Raw genomic sequence first — 12176 nt, 5'->3', positions numbered from 1 at the left:
TCGCTGAGTCTCGGTCCCGACGGCACTACGAACAAACCGGCTACGGCTTCTTCCCGTTGTTGCCGGATCCGCCGTTGTTGCCGGAATTGCCGTTGCCGTTCCCGTTGTTGCCCTGACCGTTGCCTTGGCCACCGCCGTTGCCGTTCACGCCGTTGCCAGTGCCAGTTCCGACGCCAGTGCCTGTGCCCGTACCGACGCCAGTACCAGTACCAGTACCAGTACCAGTACCAGTACCAGTACCAGTACCAGTACCTGCTCCGGTGCCTACGCCTGTGCCGCCCTGGTCGCTCCCCGACGTACCGCCATCCGCAGTGACCTGCCCCACGGTGTTCGTCGTCCGCGCGAACAGGTTCGAGACGGATCCCGAGAACTGCGAGACCACGAGCAGCAGTGCTACCGCGGCTACGCCAAGCAGCAACGCGTACTCGGCGAGGGATGCAGCGGCGTCCTCACTCGCAAGCCGTCGCAGATGGAGCCCGCGACGGAACAACCGACGGCGCACGAAACTCAGGACCCGGCGGAGTTCAGCGTGTTCGTCGTCTTCGTGAAGATGTTCGAGATGGAATCCTTGAACTGCGTGACAACGGTAATGAGCGCGACCGTGATCACGCCCAACAGCAGCGCGTATTCGGCCAGCGAGGCGCCTTCTTCTTCGCGAAGGAACCGGCGGGCGACGTTGGTAAGCTTCCGCATGGTCTGATTCAGAGTGAGGGTGGGAAGGCGCAATTCGCTCGGCGTCGGGCAGGCCGGCGGGACGAAGCCCCGTCGGCCTGCACCGAGGCTCAGGAGCCGGCCGAGTTCAGCGTGTTCGTCGTCTTGCTGAAGATATTCGAGATCGAGTTGCGGAAGGACGTGATCACGGTGATCAGGGCCACGGTGATCACGCCGAGCAGCAGCGCGTACTCGGCCAGCGAGGCGCCTTCTTCTTCACGGACAAAGCGGCGAAGCGTGTTCTTGACGGTCGACATCATTTCCACTCCGGGTTGGGAAATGGGCATTAATCGGAGATCGTGCCCGTTCGAGGTTGATGGCAGCGATTCGCCGCACAGCCACAGCAGTGAGCAATCGCCGCGCCAAATCTGTGACGCACTTGTCACCATGTTGGAAACTGCGCCGGGACCGTCAAATAATCGGCAAACTCTGCTTTCATGTGAACCGCTGTACATGTAAAGCGTTTCTCATCAACGAATTGACACATGAAGAAGTATTCATACAATATTACTGCAGAATACATGAGACGGGCGCGAGACCGCTGCGACACGTAGCAAAACGGTACCACTGTTGCGTCAGCGCAGCGAATGCGACGCGTCGAGACCACACGGTCAAATGCCCTACACCGGTGCTGCAGCCGCGCGGCAAGCCGCGGGAAGCGCGGGGTATCAGCTCTCGCGTGCCCGGGTGACGACACGCTGAACGAGGCGCTCCAATTCTTCCCGCCGGCGCTTGGCCGTGCGCGCAAAGAAGAAACGCGCAGTGCCTACGGCGCTCAGTACGGTGGCCGCCACGGCTGCGAACGCCAAAGCGGGGGCTCCGTGCGACGACGCGACAATGCCGCCGATGATTGCGCTGCCGCCAAAGCCCAAACCTCCCCCCAGACCGCCGAACAGGCCGCCCGCCAACTGGGTCAGGTCTTCAAATGCCCGTACGGTCGTGCGCCCGTTGCGCGAGGCGATGTGCACTTGGATGAAGCGCGGCATCCCACCCTGCCGATTGGTCGGCATGCCGGTCGTGACGGTGAGCGTTCGCCCCACGGCGCTCACGGTCACCATCTCGCCGAGTGCGAGCCGTATTTCATCGGCCACCTCCTCGAAGCTGTCGCCGTGCAACTCGCCATCGAATGACGCCGACAGCTCGATCTTGGTGCCTGCACCCAGAAAGACGTTCGGTCGGCGCGTCATCGCGTCGCCGGGCTGCACGGCAACCGGCAACTGCGAAGCAGCGGCCCGTTCCACGAAGGCACGATCGACATACTTCGCGTCGATGCCGGCATCCACCGCCGCATCCTTCACGATCGCGGGCGTGTAGCCGCGGGTCTCGCTCTCCGCACTCGGTTCGAAGCGAGCGGGCGGTATCTGCGCGCCGGTATTCGCTTGCAACTCGGCCGCCCGCGCCCAGACCTGCTGCGCGTCGGCACTCGAAAGGGGCGACGGGAATGCAAGCGGGACCACCGGTGCGCGGGCGAGTGTCCGATTGGGCTCCGCCCCGTCCATCACCGCACTCGACATGAACGCCAGTGCCGTGAGCAGGTCGCGGGCCGTGGACAGCCGCCGATCCGGCGATTTGGCGAGCAGCGTGGCCACAAGGTCGTCCAACGGCGACGGCACATCGGGCACGAAATCGCGCAGCCGCGGTGCTGGTGCGTTCACATGCGCCACCAAAACCGCCGACGCATTCGGTCGTTCAAACGGAAAGCGGCCACTCACCGCAAAGAACATCAGGACGCCGATGGCATACAGGTCGCTGCGCCCATCGAGCGGCTCGCCCGACACCTGCTCAGGGCTCATGTACTGCACCGTGCCGAGCACAGTCCCGGTCGCGGTGAGCGGCTGCGACTCGGTCACACGCGCGATACCGAAGTCGGTGACCATCACCCGTCCATGCGCATCGAGCAGGATGTTCTCGGCCTTCACATCCCGGTGCACGACGCCTTGTTCGTGGGCGTACCCCAATGCGCCAGCAAGCTGTCGGATGATCGGCACAATGGCAGCCACCTTCATCGGTCCGTCGCGGGCGAGCCGATCGGCCAGTGACTCGCCTTCGACGTAGCCCATGGCGAAATACACGACCGCATCGCGCTCGGCGGCGGTGTAGACCGGCACGATGTTGGGGTGCGACAGCGCGGCTGCGGTGCGCGCCTCCCGCAGGAAACGCGCACGCACCTGCGGGTCGTACGACAGATGCGGCGGCAACGTCTTGATCGCCACTGCCCGATGCAACTGCTCATCGCGGGCGAGATACACCACACCCATGCCGCCGCGACCGATCTCGCGTTCAATGGAGAATTGTCCGGCGACGGCACGCGCCAACGCGTCGGCGGTGCCGTCGTTCGGGTTGATCACAGCCTGGTCGGGACTGTCGTCACACGATGACGCCGCCGATTACGCGGCGCAGTACTGGTCGAACGCGCCGGCGAGATCCTGCGCGATTTCCTGCGCGCTGCGACCCTCGATCTGATAGCGCTCCAGCATGAACACGACGTCGCCGTCCTTGAACAGCGCGATCGACGGGGAGCTCGGCGCGTAGCCGGTGAAATACGACCGCGCGCGGTCGGTGGCTTCACGATCCTGACCGGCGAACACCGTGGTGGACACTTCGGGCTTCGTGGAGTTGGCCAGCGCCATGGCGATCGCCGGACGCGCGTTGCGCGCCGCACAGCCGCACACGGAGTTCACCACGACCAGCGCGGTGCCTTTGTGTTCCTGCAGCAACGCGTCGACCGCGTCGGCAGTGCGCAGTTCCTGCACGCCAAGACGCGTGAGTTCTTCGCGCATCGGCTGGAGCATGTACTCGGGATACATCATGGGTCGATCTCCTAGTATTCCGGAATGTCTTCACGCGGTTCACGCACGAGGGCGAGAATCGCCGCCTGCGGCACCACGAGATACTGTTCGTTTTCGAACGTGATTTCGACGGCGGCTTTTCTGAAGAAGAGCGCGTAGTCGCCGACCTGCGCCTGCATGGGCACGAAGCGCGCCTCACGGCCGGAGCCACCGGAGATCCGCCAGGGCTCTTCGCCCTGATCGGTGAGCTCCGGAAGTGCGAGGCCGGGGCCGGTGGACACGATCTCTCCGCCCTGCACCGCCTGATTATCGATGGCCGTGGGGGGCAGATAGAGCCCGACTTTCGAGCGCTGGTCGCCTTCCTCGGTTTTGACGAGGACGCGGTCGCCGACGACGATCAGACGTTTGTGCTTGCGATTCATGTACTCCTGACACGCGCTGGGGGTTCTTCTTGGAATCTAGTGGAGGGGCTTTGGGCCGTGGGCCATGGGCCGTGGGCCATGGGCCATCGGCCATGGGCAGTGGGCTAGCGGGTCAGCCTAGTAGCGGTGTTAAAGGTCAAGGGGTGGAAAGGGTCGGCACCGTCCAGTGCCGGCCCGTTTTCATCATGGTGTTCAAGATGACGAGCAGGCGACGCATGCAGGCCATCAGGGCAAGCTTGGGTGGTTTGCCGGCGGCGAGCAGCCTCTGGTAGCAGTCGCGCAGGACCGGGTTGTGGCGGGCCCCCGTGAGCGCCGCCATGTACAGCATGTGGCGGACCTCCGCGCGCCCGCCCCAGCAGCTCCGCTGGCCGCGGAAGCGCCCTGAATCGTTCGCCAGCGGGGCGATGCCGACGAGCTTGGCGATGGCGCGCCGCGAGAGCGTCCCGAGCTCCGGCAGATGCGCGAGCAGCAGATGCGCGGTCTGCGCGCCGACGCCGGGGACACTTTGCAAGAGCGCGTCCTGGGCCTGCCACACCGGACTCTGTTCGATCCACTGATCCAGATCCGTGTTCGCGTCGGCCAGCGCCTGTTCAAGAAAGCGGATGTGCTGCGTGAGACTGCCGCGCACACTCGCCCGCGCGTGCTCAAGGCGTTGGCGCTCCGCTTTCAGCATGTCGACGAGCTGGCGGCGACGATCCACCAGGGCGGCCAGTTCTCGCGTCGCCTCGTCCGGCAGCGCCCGCGGCACCGGCTGCACGCGCGCGGCATACCGCGCCAGCAGCGCGGCGTCGAGGCGATCTGTTTTCGCAAGCTGCCCCATGCTGCGCGCGAAGTCGCGCACCTGCCGCGGATTCACCACGGCGACGGGCAGCCCCGCTTGGATGCATGTCGTGGCCAGCAGCTGGTGATACCGCCCCGTGGGCTCGACGACGATGAGGTCCGGCGCGAGCGGCCCCAGCTGCGCGAGCAGCGTGGCCAGTCCGGCCGCATCATTCGTCACTTGCCACGTGGCGCCGCCCTCGACCGCCACGTCCAACGTCTTCGCGCTGACATCAATGCCGATGAAGCTCATGGTCTCCTCACGCGGTCGTGATCGCGCGCGCCCGGCCTTGTGAGATACGGGGTCGAACCCCAAGTAGCGGTTCGGGCTGGTGGCGATCAGTGACGCGGCGCTCACACTAGGCTTCGGGCTCAACGGGCCCTGGGGAGCAACGAGCTGCCGCGACCCTGAAGATGCACGAGAAATCGTGGACCGTGGAGACATACAAGGGCAGCGAACGCCGAGTCGGCGGCGTGTACGCCGTGCCACTGCGCCTCCTCGAAGAGGCTCAGGCCGCTGAGATCGGCGTGGGCCACGTACATGCGCGGCGCTGGCTGCCAGGCGTTCAGTGCGGCTACGCGGCCGAGTATACCGGGCGTGGGGCGAGCCATGGCGTGTCCCCAGCGCATGATGTCGATGCGGGCCACGCAATCGGCGATGTCGCCGTGGGCGCGCCCGAGATCGGCCAGGATCTCGTCGCGCCACGCCGTCCAAGGGCGCTGCTGCAGGTACTGCCGCGCCTCGCGCGCAGGGCGATCGACCACGGCGTGGTACCACGTCCACACGGTACGATCGGGCGGCGTGCCGAGCCCCTGATGGGCGGCATTCACGTAGCCCAGTGAGCGGCTGCCGTAGATCACGTTGTCCCACGCCAGCTGCGCGCCAACGGACGCCGGCGGCCGGTCGATCACGATGTTGGCGACGACCCACGGCGCATACTCGTGCGTCACGGGGAGCGTGACCGCGTCGCAGACCCGTGGCAGCACGAAGAGCGGGGCGCACCAGATCACCACATCGGCCGTGATGCGTTCCGTGGGCGTATCGACAATCCACTTCGTGCCGCTGCGCGCGACGTTCCAGGCCGGGGCGCCGGTCACGATGCGCGCGCGCCCGTCGGTATGACGACGAGCCGATAATCGCTGCGTGAGTTGCTGGGCGATGTAGTCATTGCCTTCCGGCCAGGTGAGCGGCCCCTGTTCGTCCTTGTCGCGACCGGCGAAGTAGTGGACGGCCGCCCACGCGCTGGCCTGAGTGAGCGAGGCGCCGTAGTCGTCGCGCGTGCCGTACTCCACCCACCAGCGCAGCGCTGGGGCGTCGAAGCCCTCCCGCGTCATCCACTCCTGCGCCGTCTGCGCATCCAGCGCGCCAACCGCCGCCGCCTGCTTGGCGGCCGCGCCACCGGCGCGTTGCGCGGCGAGTCGACGCGCATGTCCCTCGGCGCTCGGCACGCTGAACATGCCCGTCGCCCGCCACTCGCCGATACGCTCCTCGAAGAGGCGGAACTGCTCGCGATGTGCGCGCGACATGGCGTCGGTGGGTTCGAGCCCTTCGTGCCAGCGCCCGTGCTGCCAGATCCGCTCTTGCGGTGTGTGGCAGAGCACGCGCTCGTCCCATACGCCGTCGGCACTGAGCACGCCGAGTTCGCGAAACAGTTGACGTACGTGCACGGCGTCGTGCGACGGCACGGGCACGTAGTGCGCTCCCCATGGCGCGCGCTGCCCGCGATAGTCGGCCGAGCGTGCGTTGCCGCCGGTGCGCGCGTCCATCTCGAGGAGCGTCCAGTCGTGCATGCCGAGCCCATCGAGTCGCCACGCGGCGGAGAGGCCACCCATGCCGCCACCGACGATGGCGACCTTCACACGGCGCTCGGCCCGTCGCGTGGCACTCGTGCGAAGCCGAGCCCGTGCGGCGCCATCGCGCAGGAGGTGGCCCTGGGCGCTGCCATCGGGCACGAAGCCGCCGCCGATGACACGCCCCTTTCCGGTGAGGCCCACCAGCGCCGGTGCCGCCGCGATGACACCGAGGGCGTGCAGGAACTCGCGACGCGTGGTGCTCATCGGAACATGCTCACCGATTGATCGCGTCGAACTCGTGCTCGTAGTAGCGAACGAGCACCTGGTCATTCAGTCGGTTGGCCAGCGCCGGTACCCGCTGCATGTCGGCCGGAAAGTCGAACAGCGCGGGCACGCTCGACGCCGTGAGATAGCGAAGACCAGCGGGGAGCGTCGCCGGCGGCGCGTAGCTGGTGAGCCCCGCAATCACGAAGCCCCACTCGCCAAAGCTCGGCACGTACACGTGATACGGCCACGTACGAAGGCCGGCCCCTTCGAGTGTGGTGACGATGCTCCAGAATGACTGTCGCGCGAACATCGGCGACGTGCTCTGCACCACGAGAAATCCGCCGGGCGCGATATGCTGTTTCACGAGGCGATAGAACGCGCTGGTGTACAGCTTGCCCACGTGGTAGTTGGACGGATCGGGAAAGTCGATCACCACGAAGTCGAACTGCACGGCGGAGCTGTCGAGCCAGGTGAAGGCGTCGGCGTTCACCACCTTCACGCGCGCATCGGTCAGCGAGCCGGCGTTGAGGCCGGTGAGTCGCGGATGCTGCTGGAAAAGCGCCGTCATGCCTTCGTCAAGATCGACCAGCGTGATCTGCTGCACGTCGGGATACTTGAGGATCTCGCGCACGGCGAGTCCGTCGCCGCCGCCCAGCACCAACACACGACCGCGCGCCGTCGCGGCCGACAGTCCGGGGTGAACGAGCGCCTCGTGATAGCGGTACTCGTCGCGCGAGGCGAACTGCAGGTGGCCATTCAGATAGAGCCGCAGATCATCCTTCCAGCTGGTGAGCACGATGCGCTGATAGCGCGTGTCCTTGGCCAGGATGATCGGGTCGGCGTACATGCCCTCTTCGGCGAGCGTCGTGATGCGCTGCCCTTTCCATAATCCTGCACCGAGGATGAGCAACGCCACGGCGCCACCGGCGCGTAGCCAATTCTTGCGCGGCAGCACATCGCGGAACAGCCACGTGCTCCAGAGGCCCACCATCACGTTGATCACACCGAACAGCAGCGCCGACCGCACGAGCCCAAGGCGCGGCACCAGCAGCAGCGGGAACAGCAGCGAGGCGAAGAGCGCGCCGATGTAGTCGAACGTGAGCACGTTCGCGACCACATCCTTGAAGCTGAACCGGTCCTGCAGAATGCGCATCAGCAGCGGAATCTCGAGCCCGACGAGAATACCGATGAGCAGCACGATGCCGTAGAGCGTGGGGCGGAACGCTTCGGTGTAGGCGAAGGCGAGAAAGAGCAGCAGCGACGACAGGCCACCCACGACACCGACCAACATTTCCACGACCACGAACCGCGTGACCAATCCGCGTGCCACGAAGCGCGACAGCCAACTGCCGATGCCCATCGCGAACAGGTACGTGCCGATGATCGTCGAGAATTGCGTGACGCTATCGCCGAGCAGGTACGACGCGAGCGCGCCGGCTACGAGCTCATAGATGAGCCCACAGGCGGCGATGAGACAAACAGAGATGAATAGTGCGAGGGGCACTTAGTGAATCGCGGCGGCGACGATGATGCCAATCGCAATCGCTACCGAGCCGATAAGAATGGCGGCGGCGGTGTTTCGCTTTTCGCTGATCTCATCCCACAGTTTACCAGGGGTGAGCACGTCCATGACGACGAACGCGAGGCCGAACATCACGACGCCGATCAGCGCGTAGGCGGCGGAGTTGAGCACGTTCTGAAAGAACTGGTCCATTACAGGAGCCTCACTTGCCGCGGAGCGTGCGCCCCGGGATGTAGTACGAGGAGCGATACGCGCCGGGATTGTCGCGGACCGACCGGGGGTTGTTGCGGGACTCATTGGCGCGAGTCAGACTCCAGCCGCGGTACTGGGCGGTGCCCAGCAGCGCGAGCACAGCGACTGCCCACAGGGTGTAGATGCGCGCGCCCATCAGCGTAGTCCTCTACTCATCGTCATCGCTGTCACTGCTGGACGTGGGGGCGTGATCGCTCTCCGCCCAGCGTCGACTTTCGAAGCTGGCGGCGGGAAAGACGGAGAGCACGACGGGGACCAGCAGCGCCAGCACGGCGATGCCGTAGAATCCGTAATGTGGCGCGTCGCGGCGGACGCGCATGATGTACGACGCCGACGACTTGGCCGGTTCGCCGCCTTCCGCCTGCACCCGCAGGAAATAGCGTCCGGCCGGCACGGACGCGATGCGCACCGTCTCGCGCCTATCGCCCTCGGTCCACGAGCCGTCGCTGTCGGAGCCGTGATAGTAGCTGAGCTGCCGGGTGACCTCGCGGGTTTCGCCGGTGGTCTCGTTGATCAGCGACAGCACGAGAAAGAGCCAGTCGTTGTCGAGATCGGACTCGAGATCGATGGCCACGTTCGACGTGCGTCCGTCGAGGTCGAAGACATCGGTCACCGAGGCCTGTTCTTCCTGTGCGCGCGAGAACGTGAACGACCGCTCGAAGACGGTGCGATTGCTCGCGAGCGTGACGTTGAGGATCAGCAGCACCACCAGCGCGATCAGCGACAGCGCGAACCGCTCCAGCAAACGCTTCGGCGTATTCGCGTGTGGATTGGGCTGATTCGCGAACACGCCGATGGGCTGCATGAGCGGCTTCGTCAGCCCGAACGCCTTCTGAATGACCTCGGGAGGCGTGTACGTGCCCAACGACCACGTGATCTCGTTACCCGATGCTTCCGCGCTCAGGATATACGGCGGCGCCACGAAGTCACGGCTCACCACGTGGTCGCCCATGCGCAGCTCCCACGGGAACTCACCGAGGGCGGCGGTGGTGTAGGCGGTGGCGGTCTGAAAGTGCTTGTACGTCGTGCCGTTCAATTCGACCGTCGGGCGGGCGCCGCCGGCTTCGCGCTCCGGACGCCGCCGCAACTTCTCGATGACGTTCCAATGTCCCTCGTACTCGGAGAGATACAGGAAGCCACGAAACGGATTGAAGCAGACGTACTCGGTCCACGAGTAGTCGGTGCCCTCGACGCTGATGGTGACGACCTGAAAACCGATCACCTCCCACGGCGCGCCCTTCCAGGTGCCGCGCGTACCGAGCGGGATGCGCGGCTTGGCGGTCACGCGCTCGCCGTACTGCAGCACCTTGAGATTCTCGTCGGTGGCGTCGAGCTGCGCGCCGCAGGCACCGCACACGACCGACACGGCCCAGCCTTGTGCGTGCAGCTCGATGGCCGCCCCGCAGGAGGGACAGTTGAATCCGGCGGCCTTGGGCACGCGCGCGGTCGGCGTCTCGAAGGGCGCTACCATCCTTCGAACTCCCGCAGATTCTGGAAGCGCAGATCGTCGAAGTTCACGTACTCACCGAGGAACAGCATCGGCGGTGCTTCCGAGCCGTCAATGGTCGCGAGTCCGTGCTGCGCGTTGAGCAAGTCGATGAACAGGCAGGACGACTTCTCCCATGTGGTGAACGGGAGCTCGCCTTCGGTACCGAGATAGCGGGCCTCGGTGATCGTGGCGACTTCGTAAGGCGTATCGTTCCAGAAGTAGGTCTCGCCCACCCGCACTTTCATCACGGCGGGCACCTCGAAGTCCGACGGCGCGGCAATCGTCATCGCGTACTCGAGCTGGGCATCAGAGAGCCAGGCACTGGCGCCGTCGCCGAGCACACAATGCCACTCGTTCCATTTGCCACGCGCCCAGCCGTAGGCGATGCGTCCGACCACGACGAATCGCTGATCGAGCCACATGCCTTCGGTCCCGATCTGGATCGGCGAGCCGGTGGCGGGGAAGTCGGCTTGTGTACCGAGCTTGGTCAGGTCGAGATCGCGGCGTACCAGCACCGACCGACAGTAGGCACAGGTGGTCTGCACCGCCTGCGCCCACAGAAAGCGCACGGGTGCGCCACAGTTCGGGCAGACCACGCCATGGGGCTGCGGCACGGTCACCGGAGCGCCTCGACGATGGCCGGAACAGTGGCGTACTCGCGCGCGAGCTCGCGCACACGCACCGTCTGCGCGCCAAGGAGCGTGGCGAGCCGCGCCTCCCAGTCCCACGCGGCGCGCGGCGTGCAGCAAAACAGGTTGAGGCACGCCGACGCGTGCTCCGGAAACGTGTGCACGGTAAGGTGCGACTCGGCCAGCATGAGCAAGCCCGTGATGCCGGCGGGCGCGGGAAACTGATGCCACACGGCGTCGGCCACCGGATGCAGCGACAGGTCGTTCACGATGGCGTCGAACAGCGCGCGCAGCGAGGCCGGATCAGCGAGGCGCACGGGATCGCATCCGTACGCGTCGACGATCCATTCGCGGCCAGTGTGGTGCACCGGCGTGTGCACGCGAGACGCGTGACTGTGCGTGATGATGGGCGGTCGCCGCGTCAGCCCTGCGGCGCGCCGCAGGACGAACAGAACTTGGCCGCCGCGGGGAGCTTGGCTCCGCAATTCATGCAGAACTTGGTGTCGCCGGTGAGGGCGTCTCCGGCGCTGGCGCCGGCTGCAGCACCGGCCGCACCAGCAGCACCGGCGCCGATCGCCGCGTTGGCCGGCGCCGCCGGCGCGGGCGTTCCCGTGGCGCCACGCATGGCGTCACTCACGATGCCGCCAAGCCCGACGCCGGCACCGATACCAGCAGCCAAACCCGCCATGCCACCCTGATTGGCCGCGGCGATGGGAATCGACTGGGCCGCTTGAAACTGCGTGTACTGGCGCAGGTCGCCGATCATGTTCATCGAGATGCGCTCGTCGAGACGCTTCTGCAGCTCGTCGGGGAGCGACAAGTTCTCGACCGTGAACGACTCGAGCGCGAGACCGAGTTCGGCGAACGCCGGCTGCACCGCGGTCGCGATCTGCTTGGCGAGCTCCGCCTGATTGGCCGCCATGTCGAGGAACGGCACCTGCGCGTTGGCGAACGCCGAGGTGAAACCGCTCATGATCGCGTTGCGAAGCGCCGGATCGATCTGTGCGACCGTGTACTCGGCATCCGTGGCGCCGACCTTCGCCTGAAACACGGCCGCATCGGATACGCGGAACGCGAACATGCCGAACGCGCGCAGGCGTACCGCGCCGAACTCCTTGTCACGGATCGTGATCGGCTGCTGCGTGCCCCACCGCTGTCCCGTTTGCACGCGGGTGGAGAAGAAGTACACGTCGCTCTTGAACGGAGACTGAAACGCCTTGTCCCAGTTCTGGAGATTCGTGAGCAGCGGAAGATTCGCCGTGACGAGGGTGTGCAGCCCCGGTGCGAACAGGTCGGCAGCACGACCTTCGTTGACGAAGAGCGCGAGCTGTGATTCCCGAACGGTCAGCTTGCCGCCGCTCTGGATCTCCATGTCCTGCATCGGGAAGCGATACATGAGGACGCCGGGACCGGATTCGGTCCACTGGATGACGTCGATGAACTGCTTGCGGAGAAAATCGCCCAAGGACATGGAAGCCGCTC

15 protein-coding genes are annotated in these 12176 nt (G+C 65.8%); all 15 read right to left on the bottom strand.

Features of this window, described 5'->3' with window-relative positions; genetic code table 11:
* Positions 1-40: 40 nt before the first annotated feature.
* The 15 genes from HKW67_RS20630 to HKW67_RS20560 all read right to left on the bottom strand — a co-directional run bounded on the left by HKW67_RS20630 (position 41) and on the right by HKW67_RS20560 (position 12165).
* A complete protein-coding gene (locus tag HKW67_RS20630) occupies positions 41-502 on the bottom strand; it encodes a hypothetical protein (protein ID WP_171223433.1) in 462 nt (153 codons plus the stop codon).
* A gap of 5 nt (positions 503-507) precedes the next feature.
* Positions 508-693 (bottom strand): Flp family type IVb pilin, encoded by a 186-nt coding sequence (locus HKW67_RS20625; protein ID WP_171227187.1) that lies wholly within the window; start codon positions 691-693, stop codon positions 508-510.
* A gap of 89 nt (positions 694-782) precedes the next feature.
* Positions 783-971, bottom strand: a complete 189-nt coding sequence (locus HKW67_RS20620; protein WP_171227186.1) for a Flp family type IVb pilin — start codon at positions 969-971, stop codon at positions 783-785.
* Between the two features lie 408 nt (positions 972-1379).
* Entirely contained in the window at positions 1380-3059 is a 1680-nt protein-coding gene (locus HKW67_RS20615) for a serine/threonine-protein kinase (RefSeq protein WP_171227185.1), read from the bottom strand.
* A gap of 39 nt (positions 3060-3098) precedes the next feature.
* A complete protein-coding gene (locus tag HKW67_RS20610) occupies positions 3099-3518 on the bottom strand; it encodes a BrxA/BrxB family bacilliredoxin (protein ID WP_171227769.1) in 420 nt (139 codons plus the stop codon).
* 14 nt (positions 3519-3532) lie between these two features.
* The gene (locus tag HKW67_RS20605) at positions 3533-3922 is read right to left on the bottom strand and encodes a co-chaperone GroES (protein WP_171227184.1); all 390 of its coding nucleotides are present in this window, start codon (positions 3920-3922) and stop codon (positions 3533-3535) included.
* A 136-nt stretch (positions 3923-4058) separates the two neighbouring features.
* The gene (locus tag HKW67_RS20600; RefSeq protein WP_171227183.1) at positions 4059-4994 is read right to left on the bottom strand and encodes an IS110 family RNA-guided transposase; all 936 of its coding nucleotides are present in this window, start codon (positions 4992-4994) and stop codon (positions 4059-4061) included.
* Between the two features lie 119 nt (positions 4995-5113).
* The gene (locus HKW67_RS20595) at positions 5114-6799 is read right to left on the bottom strand and encodes an NAD(P)/FAD-dependent oxidoreductase (protein ID WP_171227182.1); all 1686 of its coding nucleotides are present in this window, start codon (positions 6797-6799) and stop codon (positions 5114-5116) included.
* A gap of 10 nt (positions 6800-6809) precedes the next feature.
* Positions 6810-8306: a polyamine aminopropyltransferase gene (locus HKW67_RS20590; protein WP_171227181.1), complete on the bottom strand. Its 1497-nt coding sequence runs from the start codon at positions 8304-8306 to the stop codon at positions 6810-6812.
* Positions 8307-8516, bottom strand: a complete 210-nt coding sequence (locus HKW67_RS20585) for a DUF350 domain-containing protein (RefSeq protein ID WP_171227180.1) — start codon at positions 8514-8516, stop codon at positions 8307-8309.
* A 10-nt stretch (positions 8517-8526) separates the two neighbouring features.
* Positions 8527-8712, bottom strand: coding sequence for a hypothetical protein (locus HKW67_RS20580; protein ID WP_171227179.1), 186 nt, complete (start codon positions 8710-8712; stop codon positions 8527-8529).
* A gap of 12 nt (positions 8713-8724) precedes the next feature.
* Positions 8725-10047 carry a DUF4178 domain-containing protein gene (locus HKW67_RS20575; protein ID WP_171227178.1) on the bottom strand — a complete coding sequence of 441 codons (1323 nt, stop codon included), beginning with the start codon at positions 10045-10047 and terminating at the stop codon, positions 8725-8727.
* The gene (locus HKW67_RS20570) at positions 10041-10685 is read right to left on the bottom strand and encodes a DUF4178 domain-containing protein (RefSeq protein WP_230981073.1); all 645 of its coding nucleotides are present in this window, start codon (positions 10683-10685) and stop codon (positions 10041-10043) included. Before HKW67_RS20570 ends, HKW67_RS20575 begins: the two co-directional genes overlap by 7 nt.
* Entirely contained in the window at positions 10682-11062 is a 381-nt protein-coding gene (locus tag HKW67_RS20565) for an S-adenosylmethionine decarboxylase family protein (RefSeq protein ID WP_171227767.1), read from the bottom strand. The genes HKW67_RS20570 and HKW67_RS20565 overlap by 4 nt, the downstream gene beginning before the upstream one ends.
* Positions 11063-11115: 53 nt before the next feature.
* Positions 11116-12165, bottom strand: a complete 1050-nt coding sequence (locus HKW67_RS20560) for an SPFH domain-containing protein (protein ID WP_171227177.1) — start codon at positions 12163-12165, stop codon at positions 11116-11118.
* Positions 12166-12176: the final 11 nt, after the last annotated feature.

This window comes from Gemmatimonas groenlandica, from assembly GCF_013004105.1.
Classification (GTDB): domain Bacteria; phylum Gemmatimonadota; class Gemmatimonadetes; order Gemmatimonadales; family Gemmatimonadaceae; genus Gemmatimonas; species Gemmatimonas groenlandica.
This window is presented reverse-complemented; position numbering and strand designations above follow the sequence as displayed.

Excerpts from the sequence above, each read along its gene's own strand:
- HKW67_RS20625 (WP_171227187.1), bottom strand. The coding sequence starts at position 693 with ATGCGGAAGCTTACCAACGTCGCCCGCCGGTTCCTTCGCGAAGAAGAA.
- HKW67_RS20620 (WP_171227186.1), bottom strand. The coding sequence starts at position 971 with ATGATGTCGACCGTCAAGAACACGCTTCGCCGCTTTGTCCGTGAAGAA.
- HKW67_RS20610 (WP_171227769.1), bottom strand. The coding sequence starts at position 3,518 with ATGTATCCCGAGTACATGCTCCAGCCGATGCGCGAAGAACTCACGCGT.
- HKW67_RS20605 (WP_171227184.1), bottom strand. The coding sequence starts at position 3,922 with ATGAATCGCAAGCACAAACGTCTGATCGTCGTCGGCGACCGCGTCCTC.
- HKW67_RS20600 (WP_171227183.1), bottom strand. The coding sequence starts at position 4,994 with ATGAGCTTCATCGGCATTGATGTCAGCGCGAAGACGTTGGACGTGGCG.
- HKW67_RS20595 (WP_171227182.1), bottom strand. The coding sequence starts at position 6,799 with ATGAGCACCACGCGTCGCGAGTTCCTGCACGCCCTCGGTGTCATCGCG.
- HKW67_RS20585 (WP_171227180.1), bottom strand. The coding sequence starts at position 8,516 with ATGGACCAGTTCTTTCAGAACGTGCTCAACTCCGCCGCCTACGCGCTG.
- HKW67_RS20580 (WP_171227179.1), bottom strand. The coding sequence starts at position 8,712 with ATGGGCGCGCGCATCTACACCCTGTGGGCAGTCGCTGTGCTCGCGCTG.
- HKW67_RS20575 (WP_171227178.1), bottom strand. The coding sequence starts at position 10,047 with ATGGTAGCGCCCTTCGAGACGCCGACCGCGCGCGTGCCCAAGGCCGCC.
- HKW67_RS20560 (WP_171227177.1), bottom strand. The coding sequence starts at position 12,165 with ATGTCCTTGGGCGATTTTCTCCGCAAGCAGTTCATCGACGTCATCCAG.